Here is a 24656-nt window from a genome sequence, read left to right on the forward strand (position 1 = left end):
AGTCAAAGTGTCTGACTTTTTGGACAGCCCTATTATTTGTATGAAATAAACTGTTCTACAGATAATATTTGGACAGGGGGGAAATGATTAATGGAAATCAAGAAGTTTAAACTGAATGGTGAACAAGACACATTAGTGGTTTACCTCGATCTCCAACTGGAGGAATTTTCAGAAGAGCTAGGGAGATCACCAAAGCAAAGATTGAATTTACAAAGTCAAATTCAACAGTTGATTGCCGACAGATTACCGTATAAAAGAATTAAAACAGTAAAGGTAATGGTGGGCAGCTTATTGGTCATGACCATATACTTAGGAACGTCCGCAGCGGTATCTGCTGCCCAAACAACGGTGGAGCAATTGGTTCCGACCAATCAGTATGATGTTTATACAGTTCAATCAGGCGATAGTTTATCAGTAATAGCGAAGCGGTTTAATGTCTCCGTTACTTCCATCAAGACGATGAATGGGCTGACCTCAGATACCATCTTTGTAGGCCAAGTCCTAAAACTTCCTTACTATACATATACAGTCGTGTCAGGAGATAGTCTGTCACTTATTGCAAAAAAATTCTCCGTATCCGTAGAAAATATCCGCGCCTATAACAGTCTCTCAACTGATACGATCTATATTGGGCAAAAAATAAAAATCCCCAAGGAACCTGCCCAGAATCCAGGAACTGAAACTACAACCGCTCCTACTGTATCCAACGAGAAGGTAACAAGTTACACAGTTGCAGCCGGTGACTCACTATCGGTTATAGCAAAGAAATTTGCTACAACGGTTGACACAATTAAATTATTAAACAATTTAACTACGGATGTCATTTTTCTCGGACAAATACTAAAGGTGCCGGAGCAGGGAACGGGACAGACAGAAACTCCGATTGTCAGTCAGCAACCTCCAGAATCTGCAACCAACTCTGTTAATCAGACACCTATTACTTATACAGTAGTTTCGGGAGATTCTTTATCCTTGATTGCAAAAAAATACAATACGACCGTTACGGATATTAAGCTATTAAATCAGCTTACAACAGATACAATTTATGTCGGCCAAAAATTAAGTATACCAACAACCCTTGCTGACACGGCAGCACCTGCTGCCCCAGCCATCAATCCTTTAGCGGCTATATCTGCCATCAATCAAAAAAGTTATCCAGTTTCCGGATTAACCGAGGCAAGTGCCAATGTTACCATTCGTTTAACGGATAGTGCGGGGGCACAGGTATTGGTTCAATTGAAGGCGGATTCTACTGGGAAATTCGAAACCAAACTGGATTCCTCTCCATTACTCGATGGAAATATTAAGGTTACTGCTTCAGCCATTGACTCAGCAGGAAACCGAAGTACCGATAGTCAGCAAATAATCAAAAAAGATATAACGTCAGCTGCTCCTTCCATTGTGGCGGACAAAAAAATCAACCAGCAAAATGCAGCAGCCTACCTTCTCTCAGGCAAGGCAGAGCCAGGTGCTTTGGTAACAATCTCCCTGTCAGATGGGGTGCACCCAGCCATTACAAAACAAACCATGGCTAATGAGCGGGGAGAATTCTCTGCTGTTTTTAATCTATTAACACTGAATGACGGCAGCGGTATTACGATTTCTGCCACAGCCATAGATCCTGCCGGTAACGAGAGTCCAACTACCCGTATGACCGCAGCCAAAGATACAACAATTCCCGAAACCGTTATAGCCGATTTACCGGTGATTTTTTCGGGGAATCAAACAAAGTTTAATGTAAAAGGCACAAGTGAACCTTCATCATCCATCGTGATTCAGGCTTCAGATGGAATCAAAGCGGTTGAAACAACGGTTCAAAGTAATCAGAGTGGAGTATATTCAGCCAATTTGGACGTTTCCTCCCTAAATGACGGGACTATTACATTTTCTGTCATCGCTTCTGACCTGTTTGGAAACAAGAGTACGGTTCAAAAACAGATATTAAAGGATACCGATGCACCCCAGCCAGTTATTGATAATACAAAGCAGGTAACCATTGAGAATGTTAAAAGTTACACTCTGTTTGGCTTGTCAGAGCCAGGGGCAAAAGTGGAAATCACGGTTTCAGATGGGGTAAGCCCAGTAGTAACGGCTATGGCTTCAGCGAGTGAGACGGGTGAATTTCATACAGAGGCGGATTTGAGATCATTAAATGATGGACCAATAACTATCACTTCCCGATCAATTGATCGCTATGGAAACGGCAGTACAGTTGCTCAAACCACGATCGTAAAGAAAACAAACCTGTCACCGCCAATCATTAATCCGCCAAAGGTTATTAATAGCCGCTTGGCAGCTCAATATCCAATAACCGGAACAGCTAATCCATATTCAACAGTAAATGTAACCATTTCAGATGGTATCCATCCAGCAATCCAGGCGGCAGCGATTACAAATGCCAAGGGGGAATTTTATGCAACTGCTGATGTAACCAGTCTGAATGACGCCCTTTTAATGATTACAGCAGTACAAATGAGTTCTTCTGGTATTCGAAGTCAAGCCGGAACAGTTGAAATTCTCAAGGATACAAGAGCTCCTCTTGCACCAATATTAAATAATAACAATGTGATTAACCAAGCAAACCAAAGCGCCTTTATATTATCTGGCAGGGGTGAGCCTTTTGCAAAGGTGATAATCAGAATATCCGATGGAAACGGTCATTTAATCGAGAGGACAGAACAGGTATCCGATACTGGAGAGTTTACCATTCCACTGGATCTTTCCAGTCTAGATGAGGGCGATATCCGCTTTGAATTAATGCAAACTGACCAGGCAGGAAACGTAAGTCCGTCCCTCATCAAAACCCTTATGAAGGATACGGTAGGACCTTCCAAAATAGAAATGAGACCTTTGCCAACTGTATATAGTGAAAACGTGACACATTATCTGTTCAGTGGTAAGTCAGAGCCGCAAATAGTATTGAATCTAACGTTTTCAGACGGGGAGAATAGCTTTACAAAATCGGTTAAGACGGATTCAAATGGGAGCTTTAGCCTCCCTGTTGATATGAATGGCTTCAAAGACGGAACCGTTACAGTCACTATCGTTGCTGAAGATTATGCAGGAAACGTCAATCAGCTTAAGCCTATCTCATTGTTAAAGGATACTGCTGCACCTCTTACTGCTATCGTGAACCACGCTCCATATGTAAACCGCCTAAACCAAAGCAGCTTTTTATTAACCGGACGCAGTGAAGAAAATGGTTCTCAGGTAAAAATCATGCTGAGTGATGGAACGACAGCGATAACCAAAGTAACCACTGTCGTAAATGGTGCTTTTCAATCCAGTATCGATGCTTCAGGTTTAAAAGATGGCCAAATTAAAGTAGAGATAGCGCAGACGGATTTGGCGGGGAATTCCGGAATCGTTTATGGGTCAACGATCCAGAAAGATACAGTCGTTGAAAATCCGGTTGTTTCCAAAAATGGATTTAGTATCGAAAACCAACAGTCTATCTTTATGCTCATGGGAACAGCTGAACCCTTTGCGGTCGTTAAGGCTACATTAACCAAGCCCGATGGCAGTATGATTGAATCAGCTTCCACAAAAGCGGACTCTAAAGGTTTCTATTCATTAAGGCTTAATTTGACCGGGAAGGACTTAACAGGAGTCAGTACTGCATCCGTGTTACAAACAGATACTGCCGGAAATACTAGTGAAACTGCCCAAATCCAACTCTATAGTCATACCGTGAGCACCGGAGAAACGCTCTATTCTGTTGCCAAACGCTATAATACAACGGTGGAGGCAATAAAGGCACTGAATCAATTAACAACCGATATAATTCAGCCCAATCAAATACTGCGGCTCCCAGTGACTGCCAGTGAAGTAATTAACCTTGGCTATATGTATTTTGGCAGTACAAATGAATACGTTAATATGGTAAACCAAACAGCTAATTCAGTGAATACGGTCTCGCCAAGTTACTTTGATATTAACCCGAACCTTAAAACTTACCTATAGCATCGATCCAACGTTTATCAATACGATGCATATGCGCGGCATCCGTGTTGTTCCTTTTTTGAGCAATCATTGGGATCGGACAATTGGCCGGGCAATGCTGGCCAATAAAGAACTTGCGGCTCAGCAGATTTCGGACGCAGTAAATAGATATAATTTAGATGGTGTAAATATTGATATTGAAAACGTAACAGAAGTAGACCAGGCAAATTACACAGAATTCGTCCGATTATTGCGGGAAAAGATTCCTTCCACCAAGGAAGTATCCGTTGCGGTTGCGGCTAACCCGAATGGCTGGACAACCGGATGGCATGGTTCTTATGATTACACCGCCTTGGCAAAGTACTCGGATTATTTGATGATTATGGCTTACGATGAAAGCTTTCCTGGCGGACAAGCAGGTGCTGTTGCAAGTCTCCCGTGGGTGGAAAAATCTATTCAATATGCAATCAAGCAGCAAGTGCCTACCGAAAAAATCGCGTTGGGAATTGCCCATTATGGCCGATATTGGATAGAAGGGGTATCTTACGGAGGCTACGGCATCTCCAATTGGCAAGTTGAGGAGTTAATTGATAAATATAATGGTCAAATCGTTTTCGATGAGGCAACGAAAACGCCCAAAGCGATTATTACCATAAAGGCAGGGGATCCGAAAACGGTCGTTGGCGGAACTGCCCTTGCCCCAGGCACCTATACGATATGGTATGAAAATGAGGAGAGCATCAGACAAAAGCTTTCTCTTGTGAGTAAATATAACATTCGGGGAGTCGGCAACTGGAGTATAGGCCAAGAAAGCAATGTGTGGAACAGTTATACGGAGCTGTTGCCAACTACGGTTCCAATTACCGCACCGGTTGTTACGCCAGTCAGTAACGAACCGGCAGCTGCTCCTTCCTATACCACTTATAGTGTGGTAGCAGGTGATAGTTTATGGGCGATTGCCAATCGGAATAACACAACGGTAAGCGCTATAAAAGAGCTAAATCAATTAACTTCAGATGCTCTTTCTATTGGTCAGCTGCTAAAAATACCTTCACCTGCTGTTACGGAGCAAGAGCCAAATGTGACGCCAGCTCCACCACCGGCAGAAACAGCTCCGACCGTCACAACTATCAATTATACAGTAGTATCCGGAGATTCATTATCGGGGATCGCCAAAAAGTTTAACACAACGATTGATAGGCTAAAACAAGTAAACAATTTGAACACTGATATGATATATGTCGGACAAGTATTAACCATAACCGTTGAAACGGGTGAAGAACAAGTAGAATCAACTGTTCCAGTAACCATAACAGAACCTGCTCCAGCAACTACTCCGATTCAACAGGCGGAACCTGTCACCTATACGGTTGTATCTGGTGATTCTTTATCCGTTATTGCCAAGCGTTATAATACAACCGTTTCAGCTATCAAAACAGCTAACGGATTAACAATAGATGCAATATATGTTGGTCAAAAATTAATGATTCCACTGACTAGTTCAGGCGAAACCCAAACGAATCGGACCTATACCGTCATGTCGGGTGATTCTCTATCCGTTATTGCCCAGCGATACAATACCACGGTTACCGCCATAAAAACAGCCAATGGGTTAACAACGGAAGCGATTTATGTGGGGCAGGTATTAACCATTCCTAACGGATAAATCATGCAAGCAGCAAAAAATAGCAGGTAGCCGGTTACACCTATAAACTCCAAAGGATTATCATAGTGCTGAATTCCCAGTTAAACAGAGACCTCCGCAATCGAACAGGTTGCGTGGTCAAACAAAAAAAGTTCCTTTTCCCTGTAAATAAGAGGAAAAAGGAACTTTTTTACTGCTTCTATTGTTTGGACATAATACCAATCAGTAAACTCTTTTGGCTCCAACATAATAGGGGGACCAATAGCCAGAATTCACCGGGTAAACAGCGATTCCCTTCGAATTGGTCGCTGAAATAAACTGGTTATTACCAATATAAAATCCTACATGTGATATTGTCCCTGTCGAATTAACGGCAAAAAAGACCAAATCACCAGGCTGTAACTGTGACTTTTCAACGGGTGTTCCCATTGTATAAAGACTTTGGGATGTAGTCCGCTGCATTTTAATACCATGTTTGTTAAACATATAGTATACAAAGCCTGAGCAATCAAATCCAGTAGGGGTGGTACCACCCCATACATAAGGAACCCCTAGATAATTAGTGGTATCCTGTAATAAAACCTTTTTAGTGACAGCGTGTTCAATAGCAATAGTAGTTGCATCATTAATAGTACCTGTGACAGCTAATTGATAATCGGACTGAAAGTTTCTAATCGCTTGACTGGTTGGGTCATCATAGCTTCCAGTTATTGTAGGAACTGCATAATAACCAAGCGTTTGCAGGTTCCTTTGAGCCTTTTCCAGGTTTACATCAGCCGCAGGTTGAGGGGGCGTTGTATTGGTTTCGCCATTTGGAATTGTTAGGACTTGGCCAACTCGAATGGTATCCGAGCTAAGTTGATTGACACTTTTCAAGGTATCTGAACTTGTACCAAACCGCTTGGCGATGACGGATAAACTATCCCCGGGAGCAACAGTATAAGAAACGGACTGAGCAGGCTGCTGAACGGACCCTGTTCCTGATGTTCCGTTTGACGGGATAGCTAATACTTGCCCCACCTGTAAAAAATCAGAAGTTAATTGATTGGCACTTTTTAAGGCTTCCGCACTGGTACCAAAGCGTTTGGCGATGACGGATAAACTGTCTCCGGGAGCAACAGTATAAGAAACGGACTGGGCAGGCTGCTGAACAGACCCTGTTTCTGATGTTCCGTTTGACGGGATAGCTAATACTTGCCCCGCCTGTAAAAAATCGGAAGTTAATTGATTGGCACTTTTTAAGGCTTCCGTACTGGTACCAAAGCGTTTGGCGATGACGGATAAACTGTCTCCGGGAGCAACAGTGTAAGAGACAGGCTGAGCAGGCTGCTGAACGGACTCTGTTTCTGATGTTCCATTTGACGGGATAGCTAATACTTGTCCCACCCGTAAAAAATCAGAAGTTAATTGATTAGTACTTTTTAAGGCTTCCACACTGATGCCGAACCGTTTAGCAATGACTGATAGACTGTCTCCTGCAACGACTGTATAGGAAGACGTTTGATTAGGTGCGGCAGGGGAAGGTGTTGCTGCTGCAGGGATAGATGTCCCCATTACGACAGGAATGATGAGTGTTTGTCCTAAATTAACTGCGTCATTTACTAACCCATTTGCTTCCTTAATGGCTTCTGCTGTTGTCCCATAATTTTTGGCAAGCACACTTAAATAATCTCCAGGCCCAACCGTATGAAAGGCTAGAGGGATTATAAGCCGCTGATTAATTTGTAATACATCGGTCGTTAAATGATTGGCGCGTTTAATATTATCAATGGATGTATTAAACTTTTTGGAAAGTCCATAAAGAGTGTCCCCAGAGGTCGCCTGATAGTAAATGGATTTTTTTGAAGCCCCGTCTGAAATAGCCGGGGGTTCTGAAGAGCCTGGTGCAGCTGCTTTGGCGTCTATCCCTCCCATGAGAGGAAAAGATGCAATTCGTCATCCCGCCTATTAATGCTTTTACCATGGTTATTTTAATTGCCGGATAACGTTCCTTTACGACCTGTCTGGCAATGGCCATTAGGTCACTTCTTGTTTCAGGCTTGCTGCCTAATTCTGCCCCAAACTCTGTTAATGAATTATGAAGATGAAAAATCAGCTCATATTCATCTTGATCAGGTGAAATCTTTCGAAGCTCGTACTTTTGAAAATTCATGATGGTTTAATCCCCTTATTCAACTTGTGGTTTATCGGTAGTATTCTTCATCACCAACATGCTCATAACCATTTTTATTAAATGAGACATTTGTCCTGATTCCAAAGTACTGATATATCAAAAGGACTCCATAAGAGTGAGAAATCATCTATATAAAGAAATTATCAACAAATGGACAGTCTTCACACCTTTCTGTACCTCCCGTTTTATGTATTATTAATATTTGGAAGTTAAATAGATTTGTCCGATTCTTCTATATCCGCTAAAATAGATATTATTATTTGAAATGTGACATTTATTAGGTTCGGAAGAACTGCAACATAAATATTAAGTCTACTATAGGAGAAAGGATTATTATGAAGAGAAGAATAGTGATAACCGGTATAGGAGCAGTCTCTCCCGTGGGGAATGATGCTTTTACCACTTGGAACAACATAAAAAACGGGGTGTCAGGAATTGGCCCGGCAACTCTATTTGATGTGAAAAAAGTAGATATCTCAATTGCAGCAGAAGTTAAAAACTTCTTGCCAGAAGAATTTATGGACAAAAAAGAATCAAGAAGAATGGGGCGTTACAGCCAATTTGCGGTAGCTGCAAGTAAAATGGCAGTCGAAGATGCAGGCATTAGCATTGGTGCCGACATTGATCCAGAACGGGTGGGCGTTTGGATTGGTTCAGGGATTGGCGGTCTGGGCGAGTTCGAGGAGCAACATAAGAAATTTATCGAAAAGGGTCAAAGAAGAGTCAATCCATTTACGATTCCGATGTTTATTCCAGATATGGCGGCAGGACGGGTTTCCATGGAATTAGGGGCAAAAGGTATCAATAACTGTTCGGTAACCGCCTGTGCTTCCGGGGCCAATTCGATTGGAGATGCCTTCCGCGCCATCCAAAAAGGGGATGTCGACATGGTGGTAGCCGGTGGAACAGAAGCCACCATTACGGATATGACCGTGGCGGGATTCTCCAACATGACTGCCTTGTCTAAAAACCCAGACCAGAAAACCGCCAGCCGTCCTTTTGATAAAAATCGTGATGGCTTTGTCATTGGGGAAGGCGCTGGAATTGTTATTTTAGAGGAGTTAGAACATGCATTAGCCCGTGGGGCAAAAATATATGGGGAATTGGTTGGCTACGGAGCAACCGGTGATGCCTACCATATCACGACCCCGGCACCTGATGGAGAAGGTGCTCAGCGTGCAATGAAACTTGCATTGAACGATGCTGGCATCTCTCCAGATCAAGTGGACTACATTAATGCTCATGGAACTTCTACCTATTATAACGACCTGTACGAAACGCTCGCCATCAAGGAAGTCTTCAAAGAGCATGCCTACAGGCTGTCTGTTAGTTCGACCAAATCGATGACCGGGCATATGCTTGGTGCGACGGGTGCTCTTGAAGCCATTTTTTCTGTATTGGCGATCCAAGAAGGAATCATCCCTCCAACCATCAACTACGAAACGCCTGACGAACAACTTGACTTAGACTATGTTCCAAACGTGGCAAAGAATAAGGATGTGCAAGTAGTACTATCCAACTCTTTAGGATTTGGCGGGCATAATGCCACTTTAATTTTTAAAAAGTATACCAAATAATTGGACAAAAAATGAAGCCGTCTTAATTCGACAGCTTCATTTTTTATTTTGTTAGCAAGCAGTGCTCATTATTGCTTGGCTAGATCAACAATTCGGCCTTCTACACTTGGGCTAACTGTTTTATTTTCAAAAGACCCAACATAATTGGAAAAGGTTTCCCAATCAACGAATCCAGGTTCACTGACTCGGCCTTCGTTGTAGACTTGAGCGAATACATCAAAGCCATCTCCGCCTTTTGCTGTGAAGATATTGTTAGCTGCCACGTAAGTTTTATTAGGATCTAAAGCAACATAGTTAGTCCCATCTTCTTTCACTTCAATGGTTTGTACCCTTTGACCAACAGGTTTGCTGCTGTCATAAGTAAATTTCAAGCCAGATACCTGCAGGAATCCGCCAAATGGACTTGGAGCATCCTTAACGCTAGTTTCTAAGGCTTGTTTAATTTCCGCACCAGTAAGTTTCATAATCGCCAACGCATTACCAAATGGCATAATTTCTAACACCTTCGCCAATGTAATGTCACCGGCTGGGACAGTGGTACGGATTCCGCCGCCGTTTTGGAAGGCAATCACAGTGTCAGGATTGATGGTTTTGGCTTTTGCCAGCATACCATCTGTGATTAAGTTTCCTAAATTGGTTTCTCCCGTACGGGCAGGAGGATTGCCGCCTATTAAATCAACCGTGGTTTTGCCAATAACAGTTTGTTGTTTTGCTACAATCGCTGGTTTATACTTGGTTTCAAGAATTTGCGCTGCTTGAGGATTGTCCGGAATCACATAAGTGCCGTCAGCATTTTTCTGATCAAGGTCAATCAGTTTTCCATCGGCCTCAGTGACTTTACCTTGTTTATTGAACTTTAAATCCACGGTTCCAAGGTATTTGCTATATTCATTGGCTTGCACAATGACAGTTGGCTCTTCACCAGTTCTATCGATGACCGGAGCTTCCAATTTCGTATGGGAGTGGCCGCCGACGATGACATCAATTCCTTCTACTTCTTTTGCTAAAGTCAGGTCATTGTCACCGCCGCCATCGTCAAAGCCGAGATGGGAGAGGGCAATAATTTTATTGGCACCTTGTTTTTCTAAATCAGCAACCGCCTGTTTTGCTTCTTCGATATAGGTTTCAAAAACAACATCCTCACCCGGGCTGGAAATATCCTTTGTTTCTGCCGTAGTAAGGCCGAAAATGCCAATTTTCTCACCATTCACCACTTTGATGATTCCATTGTAAATATTTCCGTCTTCCGGGTGCTTGGTTGTACTTTCGTGGAAACTCTTCTTTAGATTGGCATCTTTTGAGAAGTTTACGTTAGCACTGACCAACGGGAAATCTGCTGCTTTAACAAAATTGGCGAGAGTGGAAGTGCCTTCATCAAATTCATGGTTTCCAAATGTCATAGCATCATAGCCCACCAGGTTCATAAACTCCAAATCGGCAAGACCTTTGTATTCGTTAAAGTATAAAGTCCCGGAGAAAACATCGCCTGCATCCAATAACAGGGTATTCTTCTTTTCGGCACGTACCTGATTGATGGCGTTAATTCGTCTTGCCACATTGTCTAAATGGGCATGTGTATCATTGGTGTGCATGATGGTCAGCTCATAGGTACGGCCTTTACCGTTGTCTGATTTGGAATCTTTCGGAGCCGCATAGGCAGCAGGAGCGGCCGCAGATGTAACAATAGCTGCAGCAGCAAGAAGTGAAAAAAACTTACGATTCATCTTGATTGGATACTTCATCTCATTATTCCTCCCCCATTAAATCATCGAAATTGGCTTGCTTTATAACGAATTGGCCTGCAATCTTGCATTATTTTAGATTGCTTGTCTTCTTCATTCTACAAAATTTTACCGAGAATTACTGTAAAAATATTGTTAATCTACCATAATTAGTACAATTTTACCAGTTCCTTTAACCTAGTGAATAGGCGTTCTATATAGCGAAACAACATCAAAAAGAACAAAGAGGGCCTATTCCCGTCGAATTAACGAGTTAACGTGCTGGGGGCCTGTCCCCCAGCACGTTAACTCGTTCGTGCAGTGGGGGGACAGGCCCCTTTTATTGGCTCTTTTAGTTGGCGAGGTCTGTGATTCGGCCTTCGACGGTTGGGCTGACGGTTTTGTTTTTTTGGTCGCCGATGTATTCGATGAAGGTTTTCCAGTCGGCGTGTCCGGGTTCGCTGACGCGGCCTTCTTTGTAGGCTTTTGCGAGTATGGTGAAGCCGTCGCCGCCTTTGACTAAGTAGGTATTGGTGGCGACATGATAGATTTTGGCCCGGTCTATTGGAACATAGTGGCGGCCATCCTCTTTTACCTCAATGGATTGAACCCGTTGGCCGGCAGGCTTTCTGCTGTCATAGGTGAATTTCATTCCAGAAACCTGCAGGAATCCGCCAAACGGCTTGGGGGCATCCTTAACGCTAAACTCCAAGACCTGTTTAATCTCGGCGCCGGTCAGCTTGATAATGGCCAATGAGGTGCCAAACGGCATCAGCTCAAATACGTGAGCCAAATTAATATTTCCTGCAGGAATCGAAGTACGAATGCCGCCGCCGCTTTGGATGGCAATCAGGGTGTCAGGGTTGATCGTTTTCGCTTTGGCCAGTATCGCATCCGTCATCAGGTTTCCCAAATTCGTTTCCCGCACACGGGCATCTGGCCTCCCGCCAATTAAATCGACAGTGGTGGTACCAATAATGGTCCGCTGCTTTTCCAACACAGCTGGTTTATACTTCGTCTCCAGAATTTGTGCCGCTTTGGGATCATCAGGGATGACAAAACGATTATTGAACTTTTGGTCAATATCAATGAGCTTTCCATCATGGCCAATCACTTTTCCATTTTTGTCGAAGGTCACATCGACCGTTCCAAGATATTTTCCGTACTCATTGGCTTGGACAATAATGGTTGGCTCGGAGCCGGTTTGCTCCACTACCGGGGCATCCAGTTTCGTATGCGAATGGCCGCCGACAATCACATCGATGCCTTCCACTTCCTTAGCCAAGGTTAAATCATTATCGCCGCCGCCATCATCAAACCCTAGATGCGAGAGAGCAATAATCTTGTTGGCGCCCTTCCCCTTCAGGTCAGCGACCGCCCGCTTGGCCTTTTGAATATAATTTTGAAAAACAACATCCTTCCCTGGATTGGAGATGACCAACGTTTCTGCGGTGGTTAAACCGAAAATTCCGATTTTCTCTCCTTTGACCACCTTTATCATGCCGTTATAGACAGATCCATTTTTGGGATGTTCCGTGATTTCATCATGAAAACGGTCAGATAAATTGGTGTCCTTGGATAAGTCGACATTGGCATCAACGAAGGGAAACTCAGCACCTTTAATAAAATTTGCCAAAGGACCGGTCCCCTGGTCAAAATCATGGTTGCCCAACGTCATCGCATCATAGCCGGCCAAATTCATAAACTCCAGGTCAGCCAAACCATGAAATTCGTTGAAATACAAAGTACCGGAGAATACATCCCCAGCATCCAATAATAAGCTATATGGTTTTTGCGCTCGCACCTTTGTAATGGCCGAAATGCGTCTAGCGATATTGTCCAAGTGTGCGTGTGTATCATTGGTATGCATTATGGTTAGTCTGAAGGTGCTATCTTTTCCTTTGTTTGGAGCGACTTCTGCAGAAACGGCAGGAACAACTGATGCTATGGCAAGCGAAACCGATGCAAAAGCAGCACAAAACCCCCGAACCATACCTTTTGAAAACTCCATCTCTCAACCATCCCTTTAAAAATACTTTGGCTGCCACCAGGGTATTACCGAGTGCCTCCAAGTGTTAGCTTGTATCCCTTATTTTGCCAATATCAAACAGATTTATTTTAAAAAGATGAAAAACTATAACAGTTTCCTGCCTATGACGAATAGATATGGAAGTATAGAAGGAGGGAGTATCATGCCAATTGAATGGGATGAAGAAAACGGCATTTTTCATTTGTTAAATGACCGGACGAGTTATATGATTAGGATCGTCCATGGAAAATATCCCGCCCATCTGTACTGGGGCAAACGGGTACATGCGCTGCAGGCGGCGGCCATCTTGTTCCAAAAGAGTCGATCTTTTTCACCGATGACCGATCCTTCAAACCCAAGCTTTTCTCTCGATACATTACCACAGGAGTACCCCGCATTCGGAAACGGGGACTTCAGGACTCCCGCTTACCAACTTCGCAGCGAAGACGGTTCTACGATTACTGAATTCGTTTATGACTCACATGAAATATATAAAGGCAAGCGACCGCTTGAAGGACTTCCTGCTGCTTACACGGAAGATGATGCTGAGGCCGACAGTTTAGTGATCACAATGGTAGACTCAAAGCTTGGGATTGGATTGCATCTCCAATACAGCATTTACCGGGACCATGATGTAATCACCCGGTCGGTTTCCTTTGAAAACTTGGGCCGCCGGAAGGTGGAACTACATAAATGCATGAGTATGTCCGTTGATTTTCACCATTCGAATTGGGACCTGCTGCATCTGCATGGAACCTGGGCAAGGGAGCGGCATATCGAGCGGCAGCCGTTAATCACTGGAACCCAATCGATTTCTTCAGCCAGGGGTGCTTCAAGCCATCAGCATAATCCCTTTGTGGCACTGCTTGCGAAAAATGCGACGGAGGAATATGGTGATGCGTATGGAATCAGCCTCGTCTACAGTGGGAATTTTCAAGCTGCCATTGAAGTGGACCCCTATCAATCCACCAGGCTGTCCATCGGCATCAACCCATTTGATTTTATCTGGCTGCTAATGCCTGGTGAAACCTTCCAAACCCCTGAGGCGTTATTGGTCTACTCCCATGCTGGCTTAGGAGGGATGTCGCGCACTTTCCATAGATTGTTGCGGACACGGATTTGCCGCGGCCATTATCGCGACCAAACCCGTCCCATCCTTATAAACAACTGGGAAGCAACCAAATTCAATTTTACAGAAAAAAAGTTAAAGCAACTGGCGGATGCCTCTGCTGAAGTGGGAATTGAGCTATTTGTCCTCGATGACGGCTGGTTCGGGCAGCGTCATAATGATAAAAGCTCACTGGGGGATTGGTACGTAAATAAGAAAAAACTTCCATCCGGTTTAAACGGAATTGCGGAGTATGTTCAAAACAAAGGGATGCAATTTGGGCTATGGGTCGAGCCGGAAATGGTATCACCTGACAGCGAGTTATACCGGCAGCATCCCGATTGGTGTCTCCATGTGCCAGGTCGGAACCGCACCCTATCGCGCAGCCAGCTCGTCCTCGATTTATGCCGAGAGGATGTTCGCAACTGGCTGGTCGAGACATTCACCCGCCTTTTCGAGAGTGCCCCCATTTCCTATGTGAAATGGGACAGTAACCGCAATTTTACGGAGGTAGGAACCGCTGCTCTTCCTCCTGAGAGGCAGAAGGAAACCGCCCACCGCTATATGCTTGGGCTGTATCAGATTTTAGAAAAATTAACAAGTCGATTTCCTCGGATTCTTTTTGAAAGCTGTTCTGGAGGGGGAGGAAGGTTTGACCCAGGAATGCTGTATTACATGCCGCAGACTTGGACCAGTGACAACACCGATGCAGTCGAAAGGTTAAAAATCCAATACGGAACCAGTATCGTTTACCCTGCCATCACAATGGGAGCCCATGTTTCAGACGTCCCCAACCATCAAGTAGGCAGAATCACACCTCTAGAGATGCGATGTGATGTGGCGATGGCAGCCAACTTTGGTTTTGAGCTAAACATCGATAATTTGGGGGCCGAAGATAAAAAAACAGTACAGCAAAAAATCCAATTCTATCACCATATCAAAGAGTTAGTCTGCTTTGGAGAGCTTTACAGGCTGCTGAGTCCTTTTGACGGCAATGACACAGCTTGGATGTATGTGTCAGAGAACCAGGACCAGGCGGTTGTTTTTTACTATAAAACCCTGGCAACGCCAAACCCGCCATTATTCCGTCTATATTTCCGCGGCCTGGATCCAAACCGGGTGTATCAAATGAGTAACGGGTATTCCTACACCGGTGATGAACTTATGAAACTAGGGATAACGATGTCGTCCATCAAGTCGGACTTTTTCTCAAAAGTCTTCTATCTTGAAGCCGAACCCATTTAAATCTGAATGCAATTCTCTTTGAAATTGCAATAGTTGCACTTTTTGGAAGGATTCATGTCAAAATACTCCTTGTCCAGGGGCTTGTTTTTAACAGGATCCTCCTGATACTTCAACATATGATAGATACTTTCGTTCATCAATTGCTGAGCGGAGTCGATTTCAAATTCGGTTAACTGGTATTCCTGGTGCTTTCCTGATAACAAATATTCATTGCGAATAATGATATCATCTACAGGAATTTTGTGCTCTTTGGATAAATAGAGGGAATAAAAAGCGAGCTGTTTGCGATCATCGTCTGATTCTTTGCCTGTTTTCCAGTCAACCACAATCCATTTTCCCTGACTCACATCTTGATAAATAAAGTCGAGGACAACAAATACATCAACACCATTGACTTCAAAGGTTTGAAAGTCCTCAGAATACAATACACGCATTTCTAACTTGTTTAAGATATCTTGATAGGTTTTGCTCATAAAGAAGTTCTTCACGCAGACCTCCAGCTTTGTTTTGGCAGCTGAAATAGCATCCTTACTAAGTCCATCCCCATAATAGAATTCATATAGCATTTGGTGTCGCTTCGGCTTTTGAACCCACAGATGGCGAAACTTAGTAGAATCCAAGTAAGCATTATTTAGGCCGCGGGTTACCATCGCCATCATCTCATCTACAGTAAATAAACTATTACCGTTTAAAATATTTTTTAATTGCAAATCTATGGCCTTGTGAATTAAGTCCCCGAGCAGGATGGGGATATTTTTAATATTCTTCAATCGATAGGCTGCCTTGTTCTCTTCGGGAGAATCATACAACCAGCCATTATGAGATTCATAGTATTGATGAAAATACTTCCGCAAACACTCTAAAAATGTCTTATGTCTGGAGTTCGACCAAGAAAACGCTGGATAATCACGGTCCACATACATGACAAGTCCTCCTATAAAAGTAGTTCTTGATAAAATTATAACAGTTGATAGAGGTATGATGGCAGGAAATATATCCCTCGGGGGTCAACGACTGGTATGATAGAGGGGAGGGGGATGTTTATGCATAATATTGAAAAAATAGGCCAGCGGTTCTGGTACATAACACCTGTATCGGAAACTGATAGGCCAATCCTTGGCATGGTGAAGGGTGACCTCAAAACGTTAATGATAGATGCAGGAAACTCCAAGGTGCACGCTCAAATTTTTATTAATGAACTATCCAAGCAACAGGTCCCGAAACCCGATATGGTTGTCCTGACCCATTGGCATTGGGACCATACCTTTGGGCTATCGGCATTAAGCGACACCATATCCATCTCTTCTGGGCAAACCAAGAAGGAAATGGAAAAATTAGTCGGGCTTTCCTGGTCAGATGCTGCACTGGACGAAAGAGTGAAACAGGGCACGGAAATTGAGTTTTGTGCGAAGGCCATCAAGGCGGAGTATTCAAATCACCGGGACATTACTATAAGCCTGCCGCAATTGACCTTTAAAGATCAGCTGGAAATCGACCTGGGCGGGGTAATCTGCATCATTCAGCACGTTGGCGGGGACCATGCAGCCGATTCAGTTGTTGTTTATATTAAAGAGGAAAAAATCTTGTTTCTAGGTGATTGCCTATACTCTGACATTTTTTCTGCAAAGCGCAATTATACGATAAAAGAAACACTCCAGCTGTTAGAACAGTTGGACGCCTTTGACGCTGATACCTATGTACTCTCACATTGGAAACCTATCTCGAAGGAAGAATACCAGTATGAAGCTAGTACATTGAGAGCAATAGCCAACTTCACAGAGCTTTTTAAAGGGGACAAGCAAAAGGTAATACAGGAATATGGGAAGCAGGCTGGTAGAGAGCTAACGGAAGATGAACTGGGAACGATTGAAGAATTCATCAACGGTTATTAGTTATAGACTTACTCACCCGTAGCAAATTAACCCGAGCACCTCGATCTTTTTATATAACTCCGATAAGCCACTTTTACCATTACCGACTTCAGAAAGAAAAAAAGCGTTGGTTGGGTAGGTAATCGAACTTGATTACCTTCCTTCGAACGAAGAATAGCATCAGAAGAGTAGTTAATAAGGTTTATTAACAACCGTAGAAGGTAAAAAGTGCGAGAAGAGTAGGTAATCGAGCTTATTAACTACTGTAGAAGGAAAAAAGCATGGGGAGGGTAGTTAATAGAATAATGGTCAAACCGTAGGACCAAAAAAGAGGCGCCAGGGTATGCGAAATGTGATTCCCAAATGCGCCTCTAAGATACCATTCTCCGTAAAACCAGAAGGATGGTACACTGCTAAATTACTCAACCCACGGCTGGCGTACTGTCTTAACGATTTCGCCTGTACAAATCACTTTTTCCATCATAAGACCAAGATAATGATCCTGCGACGCATCTGGCAGACTATAAAAACTTGGTCCGCCTGCTGCATAGTCAGCCATTTTCATTAAACAGGAAGCAATGGCTATTTCGTCATCATATAGCCGGGCAGGAATGAACGGGTTCCGGTACACCCAGCGTTCTCCAGCCAAAATTCCCTCCAGATAGTGTCCCTCCAAATTTTCTTCCTCACCCCGGTTAACCCGCTTCAACTCCAGATAAAGAGGGGTTGAGAAATCCTCCAGGACCAATAAACGGTTATCGAAAAGTTCGCCGTGGTCCCCGCGTACGGACAGATGATTGGAGCGAATCCAAGAACGGTGCTGATCTTTGGTAAAATCATAGATTCCCAGTTTGCCGCCAAAATCCAGCCATGCCAAATCGCGCTCGGCATTGATGAGCTTTTCTTCCCTTGGAGGGCCGCTCCGGTCCGGACCTGCCATAATCGGTGACTCAAATCTCATGCCTCTAATAACGGCATCCTCAAAACCAATTCCTAGCATTTTCCGTATTAAGCTGACACCATGATAAAAATGGGAGATTGATACGGTTGTTTGAGTCACATTCCCTAACCGTCCCTTCTCGATAAGCGACAGCCTGGCTTGGTGCATGGGCTGCAAATGATACTGCTCCGCAACTTGAACCTTCGCTCCTTTGCACGTCAGCTTCTCATGGAGAATAACCAACTCCTCAACGGAGGGTGCAGGGGGAGTCTCCGCCAGAACAGGGATACCAAGTTCACCCAATTGAAGTAAATAGTCAACGGCCGCATGGCGGCTGACGGAAACCACCACAAAGTCGGGGGTTTCATGCTCCAATAGCAGTCCCAAATTGCGGTATGTGGTCACATCCCACTTTTGTTCAAGATCCCTTCCTTTATGTTCATCCCTAACCACCATTCCACAAACACGAAACTGCTCTGGAAGAGCCTGGGCAATTCTTAAGTAATACTGTGCCCGAAAGCCGGCACCGCCAATAATACTGAATGAAATCATTGTTAATTCCTCCTGAACATATCTATTTAACAGTATGTAACCATTCTTGGCCTAAATGAATTAATTCAGAAACAAATGAGGTGATATCACCTACAAGCACCCCGCCATGACCGCTACACATTGCATCAGCATCAAAACGATTTATGCCTTTTAATCCCTCGATAAAAATTTTCAAATGTTGACCAGTGACTCCGCCGTTATGTAAGAAGGAAAGCCATGCCTCTCTAAGATCATTTCCCTGTGAAACTAAGCCATCCTTTGAAAGTGAGTCACCAAAAAAGCATAGGAAATCACCTGTGAAGACCACTTTGGATGGACGATGGTAGAAAGCTACCGAACCAGGGGTATGGTCACCCACAAGAAGAATATCAAAGTCATCAATATTATTGCGATTGGAGGGGAGTATTTCGAATTGCTCCGGATAAGGATACTCCATCTTACCGCGTTCATTTGCATGAATATATTTCTTGGCATTTATAAAAATTTCGGCGCCTTGTACATGATCTTCATGACCATGGGTAGCTAATAGAAGAGTAACATCGTCAACTGATTTTCCTAGGCTTTCAAGTGCTTTAATTAAATAGATGGAATGCTCCTTTTTACCGCAATCTAACAGGGTAATATAATCTCCTTCTAGAATAATGTAGCAGTTGTTATAGGATTTCCATTCAGCATCCCATACTGCCAGCACATAAACATTTTTCTTAATAGGTTCAAAAATAATCCAAATTTCTTCCCCCAAACTAAAAGCTCTTGTAAAAGTTCGATAAATCATTTGGTATCCCTTCTTAAAGAAAAGGAAAAATGGGAGTAACGATTTAAAGTGGGGAGGGAACAACGTTTTCAAAAGTAACTATGTCAAATCTGTGAAAAAAACCTTGACTCATGGATTAAATTTTTGATAAAGTTACAAACAGACTGGTCGGTCTAGTGGAGGCAGATTGCTGAAGATGAAAAAAATCCACTGTCAAAAAAGAGGTTAATTAAGTAGAAAAGGGGATTGTTATGAATACACAAATACAAGTGAAAAAGCCTAAAGCAATGGCTTTTGTCCTGATGCTAGGTGCCTTTTTCGGATTATTCGGTGAGACCGCATTAAATATGGCCCTATCCAATGTGATGGAAGACTTTACAGTCAAGGCTGCCATCGCTCAGTGGTTGACAACCGGATATTTATTGGTACTGGCCATTCTGGTGCCGGTATCGGCCTTATTAATGAAATGGTTCACGACAAGACAATTAGTGGTGGGGGGACTGGTGATTTCACTGGCTGGAGCAGTTTTAGCAGCCATTTCCCCAAGTTTCTGGATATTATTACTCGGACGTCTGGTTCAAGCGATTGGAACGGGCATGTTACTGCCGGTCATGACAAGCGTCCTGCTGGTGATCTTTCCCGTCCACAAGCGCGGTGTAGTCATGGGAATCATGGGTCTGGTCATCACATTGGCACCGGCATTGGGACCGACTCTCTCAGGGGTCATTATCAGTACTTTGGGATGGCACTATATTTTCTGGATTAGCGCCATTTTTTATGTAGGATTGATTTTCTTTGCTGCGGCGATAATCAAGAATGTATCGGAAATAACCAAACCAAAAATGGATGTAGTGTCTATTTTACTTTCCACTATTGGTTTTGGCGGCTTGATTTTTGCTTTGGCCACGATGGCGGTAGAGGCTTTTTCATCCGCTAAAGTATGGGCACCGTTACTGATAGGGATTATAGCGCTTATTCTATTTGGGACACGGCAAATAAAAATGGCGCAGCCAATGATTAATTTACGAGTGTTTAAGTATCCAATGTTCACATTAGGTACAGCAATGATGTTTCTGGGGATTTTAATGATTCTTTCTTCTGCCATTCTATTGCCGCTTTATTTAAAGGGGGCCTTATTGTTCAGTGCCGCTGTTGCCGGTTTACTGCTGCTTCCTGGTAATGCTGTGAATGTCATTATGTCACCAATTGTTGGATCACTCTTTGATAAATGGGGAGCACGTATTTTCGTTATCATTGGTTCGCTGTTTGTCGTCATTGGGAATATCATTTTTATGGTCACACTTTCAGCCACAACCCCTGCTTGGCAAGTAGTAGCCGCATTTATGGTGTTATTCTTTGGTTTAACGATGGTGATGATGCCATCGCAAACCAATGCCCTGAACCAACTCCCGCGTGAATTATATGCGGATGGTTCCGCCGCTATGAACACCTTTAACCAAGTGGCAGGGGCAGCAGGGACGGCTATTGCCATAACCCTGTTTACTGCTGGTCAGAATGGTTTTGTCTTCGATTCTCCAGATGCTTCACAACAGGAGATTCTTGCTGCAGGAGTAAAATATGCATTTTACTTTATTACAGGAATTTCAGTCATTACATTCATCTGTTCTCTATTTGTAAGAAAACCAAGCGAAATAAAGGCAAATGCGCAAGGGGCAGTAAAAGCAACAGAACCTGTACAAAACTAGTATGGTAACTTAAGCAACTAAAAAAAACCGTCGATTAAAGACGGTTTCTTTTTTTGTTGCTATGAATTCTTCAACAACTTGTAAAACGAAGTAATAGCCTTACGAAATGATGATTTTTTTTGAAATATTATCGATAATATCCCCACGACTGATTACACCTATGACACGTCCAGCGCCGTTTACGACCGGGAGTTTTTTGTAGTGGTGCCGAGACAATAACCGGAGTGCCTCTTCAAAATCGTCATCAGGTGATACAGAGACGACATTCCGTTTGGTCATGATTTCCTTTACCGATGTATGAAGCTTTTCTTTAATGATATCCTCAATTTCTCCATCCTCTATGATATAAATCAGCCCGGTAAAACCGAGAGGCTTTGGAGCCAGGTAGCGTAACACGTCGCCATCAGAAACGATACCAGCCAAATGGCCATTGTCATCCACAACGGGCACCCCGCCGATTCGATTCGAGTTGAGCACCTGCAATAATTCCTTAACGGTAGTGTTCCGTTTTACCGTAAATAGTTTTGTAATCATGAAGTCCCTTACTTTCATGCCAATCCTTCTTTCTATAATGTAACCTGTACATTTTTAGAAGTGTTCTTATCTTAACAAAGTTCCATTTCCCACGTAATACGAAAAACATGTCTGTTTTATGGACTGATCAATTTTTCTAAAGCAAGGCCATTTTTTCGAATTAAACTATTAAAAAACCAGATTCCGTAGTGGGAATCTGGTTCATGTAAGATATGTTTAAGCCAATCTCATTTTGAAATCTTGATAGCCAAACTGGTGAACGACCTCACAGTCTCCATCTTTATGCTTCACGGCAATGGCTGGTAATGGCATACCGTTAAACGTGGTGTTCTTAACCATTGTGTAAATCGCCATATCACCAAAAACTAAACGGTCGCCTAATTGTAAAGGATTGTCGAACGAATAATCGCCAATCACATCGCCAGTCAGGCAGGTTTGTCCGCCGAGGCGATACGTATATGGTTTCTCTCCAACTTCACCTGATCCAAAAAGAGGAGGGCGGTAAGGCATTTCGAGTACATCCGGCATATGGCAGGATGCAGAAGTATCAAGAATGGCAATGTCCATTCCGTTTTGAACCGTGTCCAGCACCGTGGTAACCAAATATCCGGCGTTTAGGGCAACAGCTTCGCCCGGTTCAAGGTAAACTTCTAAACCATATTTCTCTTGCATTCTCTTAATGCAAGCTTCAAGGCGAGGAATATCATAATCCTCTCTGGTAATATGATGGCCGCCGCCAAAGTTAATCCATTCCATTTGATGCAAATACGGTCCAAACTTTTCTTCCACTGCATTTAGAGTCGTCTCTAAGTCGTCAGAATTTTGCTGACAAAGGGTGTGGAAATGCAAGCCAGACACACCGGCAAGCAGTTCAGGCTGGAAATGCTCAATGGTGACGCCAAATCGCGAACCTACCGTACAAGGGTCATAAATGGCATGACCTACTTGTGTAGAACATTCAGGATTGATGCGCAAGCCGACTTTTTTGCCGGCCTGCAAAACACGATCTTTAAATTTTGCCAACTGCGTGTTGGAATTGAATATGATATGGTCACAAATGGAGATGATTTCGTCCATTTCTTCTTCGCGATAGGCAGCAGAGAAACAATGATTTTCTTTGCCCATCTCTTCATAACCTAAACGCGCCTCATATAGGCCGCTTGCGGTTGTGCCGCTTAAATATTCCCCGATAAATGGGTACAGTGAATACATGGAAAATGCTTTCTGGGCTAATACAATTTTTGCTCCTGTCCGCTGCATGACACCGTTCAGGGTTTTAAGATTTTTTTCCAAAAGCTCTTCATCGACTACATAACATGGTGTTGGTAATTCTTCAAATTTCATCCTTAGTCCACTAGCTCTGGGTCAAAGCTTTCCTTCCATGGTAGTCCCCATTTGTTTAATGCTTCCATAAATGGGTCTGGATCAAACTCTTCAATATTGTAAACGCCTTTGTAATCCCATTTTCCAGTCATCAACATCATCGCGCCAATCATTGCAGGAACACCGGTTGTGTAAGAAACGGCTTGAGAACCGACTTCTCTGTAGCACTCTTCATGGTCACAAACGTTGTACACATAGTAAACTTTATCTTTTCCATCTTTTTTGCCGCGGAAGATACAACCGATGTTGGTTTTACCTTTTGTGCGAGGCCCAAGAGTGGCAGGGTCTGGCAGCACAGCTTTCAAGAATTGAAGCGGAATGATTTGCTTTCCTTCGAATTCGATTGGCTCGATGGAAGTCATGCCGACATTTTCAAGACATTTTAGATGTGTAAGATAGCTTTGACCGAATGTCATGAAGAAACGGATCCGCTTAAGTCCAGGAATGTTTTTTGTAAGAGATTCAAGCTCTTCATGGTATAGCAAATACATATCTTTCTCGCCGACTTCATCGAAGTTATAAACGCGCTTGATTTCCATTGGCTCCGTTTCAATCCATTCGCCGTTTTCCCAATAACGTCCGTTTGCAGATACTTCGCGGATATTGATTTCAGGGTTGAAGTTAGTAGCAAATGGATAGCCATGGTCACCGCCGTTACAGTCAAGGATATCGATGTATTCAATTTCATCGAAGTGATGTTTTAGGGCATAAGCAGAGAATACGCCTGTTACACCTGGGTCAAATCCGCTGCCAAGAAGGGCGGTAATACCAGCTTCACGGAATTTCTCCTGATATTCCCATTGCCATTTATATTCAAATTTAGCCGTATCTTCTGGCTCATAGTTGGCTGTATCTAGGTAGTTCGTTTTTGTGGCAAGGCATGCGTCCATGATGGTTAAATCTTGGTATGGCAATGCCAAGTTCATAACGATATCCGGTTTTACTTCATTGATTAAAGCAATTAGTTCCTCTACATTATTTGCATCCACTTGTGCAGTGGTAATTTTTGTTTTTCCGCCATCTAACTTGGCTTTTAAATCATCACATTTGGATTTTGTACGGCTGGCGATACAAATCTCTTCAAATACCTCACTATTTTGAACACATTTATGGATGGCTACTTGAGCCACGCCGCCACAACCAATAATAAGTGCTTTCCCCATTCTCCTATCTCCTAACCTAATAGATTTTGTAAAACGAGAGGAATAAGTGTGATACCCTCTAGAATCTTTTGTAAACAACAAAAAAGCAAGTGAAGACGATCGCATCATAGCGCATCACACTTGCTTTGGATATAGTCATCATATTAAAAAAGCCATAAAATACCCATGACAATGCCATTAGAATACGTTAAAGACGTCATGGCGGAAGCTCTTTAATATTCAAAATATATCATTTGGGATCAGAGTCTATATAGCAAATAATCACTTTTACCACTCTTATTGACCGTTTCACAAGTTGTGTGCAAATGCACTG

At 43.2% G+C, this 24656-nt stretch carries 16 protein-coding genes; 6 read left to right on the plus strand and 10 right to left on the minus strand.

Going from position 1 to position 24656, the window contains the following annotated elements:
* Positions 1–90 precede the first annotated feature (90 nt).
* Both BN2425_RS23085 and BN2425_RS23090 read left to right on the plus strand, forming a co-directional pair.
* Complete coding sequence (locus BN2425_RS23085; RefSeq protein WP_074433061.1) at positions 91–3963, plus strand: LysM peptidoglycan-binding domain-containing protein; 3873 nt, start codon at positions 91–93, stop codon at positions 3961–3963.
* A gap of 58 nt (positions 3964–4021) precedes the next feature.
* Positions 4022–5608: a LysM peptidoglycan-binding domain-containing protein gene (locus BN2425_RS23090; RefSeq protein ID WP_235714625.1), complete on the plus strand. Its 1587-nt coding sequence runs from the start codon at positions 4022–4024 to the stop codon at positions 5606–5608.
* Positions 5609–5809: 201 nt separating this feature from the next.
* Here BN2425_RS23090 and BN2425_RS12660 read toward each other — a convergent pair whose 3' ends face one another.
* Positions 5810–7246, minus strand: coding sequence for a peptidoglycan endopeptidase (locus BN2425_RS12660; RefSeq protein ID WP_074433066.1), 1437 nt, complete (start codon positions 7244–7246; stop codon positions 5810–5812).
* Between the two features lie 118 nt (positions 7247–7364).
* On the minus strand, positions 7365–7739 hold the full coding sequence (locus BN2425_RS23095; RefSeq protein ID WP_235714626.1) for a hypothetical protein: 375 nt from the start codon (positions 7737–7739) through the stop codon (positions 7365–7367).
* 353 nt (positions 7740–8092) lie between these two features.
* Between BN2425_RS23095 and fabF the strand changes: the two genes are divergently transcribed.
* Entirely contained in the window at positions 8093–9337 is a 1245-nt protein-coding gene (gene fabF, locus BN2425_RS12670) for a beta-ketoacyl-ACP synthase II (RefSeq protein WP_042459930.1), read from the plus strand.
* A 68-nt stretch (positions 9338–9405) separates the two neighbouring features.
* Here fabF and BN2425_RS12675 read toward each other — a convergent pair whose 3' ends face one another.
* On the minus strand, positions 9406–11079 hold the full coding sequence (locus BN2425_RS12675; RefSeq protein WP_081798067.1) for a bifunctional metallophosphatase/5'-nucleotidase: 1674 nt from the start codon (positions 11077–11079) through the stop codon (positions 9406–9408).
* 331 nt (positions 11080–11410) lie between these two features.
* On the minus strand, positions 11411–13069 hold the full coding sequence (locus BN2425_RS12680; RefSeq protein WP_081798068.1) for a bifunctional metallophosphatase/5'-nucleotidase: 1659 nt from the start codon (positions 13067–13069) through the stop codon (positions 11411–11413).
* 181 nt (positions 13070–13250) lie between these two features.
* Here BN2425_RS12680 and BN2425_RS12685 point away from each other — a divergent pair, with 181 nt between their 5' ends.
* On the plus strand, positions 13251–15440 hold the full coding sequence (locus BN2425_RS12685; protein ID WP_042459933.1) for an alpha-galactosidase: 2190 nt from the start codon (positions 13251–13253) through the stop codon (positions 15438–15440).
* Here the strand turns inward: BN2425_RS12685 and BN2425_RS12690 are convergent.
* Positions 15437–16363 (minus strand): PD-(D/E)XK nuclease family protein, encoded by a 927-nt coding sequence (locus tag BN2425_RS12690; protein WP_042459935.1) that lies wholly within the window; start codon positions 16361–16363, stop codon positions 15437–15439. The two genes, BN2425_RS12685 and BN2425_RS12690, sit on opposite strands and share 4 nt — an antisense overlap.
* Before the next feature lie 120 nt (positions 16364–16483).
* Here BN2425_RS12690 and BN2425_RS12695 point away from each other — a divergent pair, with 120 nt between their 5' ends.
* Positions 16484–17332, plus strand: a complete 849-nt coding sequence (locus BN2425_RS12695) for an MBL fold metallo-hydrolase (RefSeq protein ID WP_042459938.1) — start codon at positions 16484–16486, stop codon at positions 17330–17332.
* Between the two features lie 397 nt (positions 17333–17729).
* On the opposite strand, the gene BN2425_RS12700 is transcribed toward BN2425_RS12695, so the two are convergent.
* Together BN2425_RS12700 and BN2425_RS12705 are read right to left on the minus strand one after the other, a co-directional pair.
* Complete coding sequence (locus BN2425_RS12700) at positions 17730–18803, minus strand: Gfo/Idh/MocA family protein (protein ID WP_042459941.1); 1074 nt, start codon at positions 18801–18803, stop codon at positions 17730–17732.
* A gap of 22 nt (positions 18804–18825) precedes the next feature.
* A complete protein-coding gene (locus BN2425_RS12705) occupies positions 18826–19578 on the minus strand; it encodes an MBL fold metallo-hydrolase (protein ID WP_042459944.1) in 753 nt (250 codons plus the stop codon).
* A 230-nt stretch (positions 19579–19808) separates the two neighbouring features.
* On the opposite strand from BN2425_RS12705, the gene BN2425_RS12710 reads away from it, so the two are divergent.
* Positions 19809–21263 (plus strand): DHA2 family efflux MFS transporter permease subunit, encoded by a 1455-nt coding sequence (locus BN2425_RS12710; protein WP_042459947.1) that lies wholly within the window; start codon positions 19809–19811, stop codon positions 21261–21263.
* Between the two features lie 99 nt (positions 21264–21362).
* Here BN2425_RS12710 and BN2425_RS12715 read toward each other — a convergent pair whose 3' ends face one another.
* From BN2425_RS12715 to BN2425_RS12725, 3 genes are all read right to left on the minus strand, one after another.
* Positions 21363–21815, minus strand: coding sequence for a CBS domain-containing protein (locus tag BN2425_RS12715; RefSeq protein ID WP_042459951.1), 453 nt, complete (start codon positions 21813–21815; stop codon positions 21363–21365).
* A 198-nt stretch (positions 21816–22013) separates the two neighbouring features.
* Complete coding sequence (nspC, locus tag BN2425_RS12720) at positions 22014–23141, minus strand: carboxynorspermidine decarboxylase (protein ID WP_042459955.1); 1128 nt, start codon at positions 23139–23141, stop codon at positions 22014–22016.
* A 2-nt stretch (positions 23142–23143) separates the two neighbouring features.
* Positions 23144–24343, minus strand: a complete 1200-nt coding sequence (locus tag BN2425_RS12725) for a saccharopine dehydrogenase family protein (protein WP_042459958.1) — start codon at positions 24341–24343, stop codon at positions 23144–23146.
* Positions 24344–24656: the final 313 nt, after the last annotated feature.

Origin of the sequence: Neobacillus dielmonensis, from assembly GCF_000612665.1 — a bacterium.
GTDB classification, from domain to species: domain Bacteria; phylum Bacillota; class Bacilli; order Bacillales; family Cytobacillaceae; genus Neobacillus; species Neobacillus dielmonensis.

Excerpts from the sequence above, each read along its gene's own strand:
- BN2425_RS12710 (WP_042459947.1), top strand. The coding sequence starts at position 19,809 with ATGAATACACAAATACAAGTGAAAAAGCCTAAAGCAATGGCTTTTGTC.
- BN2425_RS12695 (WP_042459938.1), top strand. The coding sequence starts at position 16,484 with ATGCATAATATTGAAAAAATAGGCCAGCGGTTCTGGTACATAACACCT.
- BN2425_RS12725 (WP_042459958.1), bottom strand. The coding sequence starts at position 24,343 with ATGGGGAAAGCACTTATTATTGGTTGTGGCGGCGTGGCTCAAGTAGCC.
- BN2425_RS12680 (WP_081798068.1), bottom strand. The coding sequence starts at position 13,069 with ATGGAGTTTTCAAAAGGTATGGTTCGGGGGTTTTGTGCTGCTTTTGCA.
- BN2425_RS12700 (WP_042459941.1), bottom strand. The coding sequence starts at position 18,803 with ATGATTTCATTCAGTATTATTGGCGGTGCCGGCTTTCGGGCACAGTAT.
- BN2425_RS23085 (WP_074433061.1), top strand. The coding sequence starts at position 91 with ATGGAAATCAAGAAGTTTAAACTGAATGGTGAACAAGACACATTAGTG.
- BN2425_RS12715 (WP_042459951.1), bottom strand. The coding sequence starts at position 21,815 with ATGAAAGTAAGGGACTTCATGATTACAAAACTATTTACGGTAAAACGG.
- BN2425_RS12705 (WP_042459944.1), bottom strand. The coding sequence starts at position 19,578 with ATGATTTATCGAACTTTTACAAGAGCTTTTAGTTTGGGGGAAGAAATT.
- BN2425_RS12690 (WP_042459935.1), bottom strand. The coding sequence starts at position 16,363 with ATGTATGTGGACCGTGATTATCCAGCGTTTTCTTGGTCGAACTCCAGA.
- BN2425_RS12675 (WP_081798067.1), bottom strand. The coding sequence starts at position 11,079 with ATGAAGTATCCAATCAAGATGAATCGTAAGTTTTTTTCACTTCTTGCT.
- BN2425_RS23095 (WP_235714626.1), bottom strand. The coding sequence starts at position 7,739 with ATGAATTTTCAAAAGTACGAGCTTCGAAAGATTTCACCTGATCAAGAT.
- BN2425_RS12685 (WP_042459933.1), top strand. The coding sequence starts at position 13,251 with ATGCCAATTGAATGGGATGAAGAAAACGGCATTTTTCATTTGTTAAAT.
- nspC (WP_042459955.1), bottom strand. The coding sequence starts at position 23,141 with ATGAAATTTGAAGAATTACCAACACCATGTTATGTAGTCGATGAAGAG.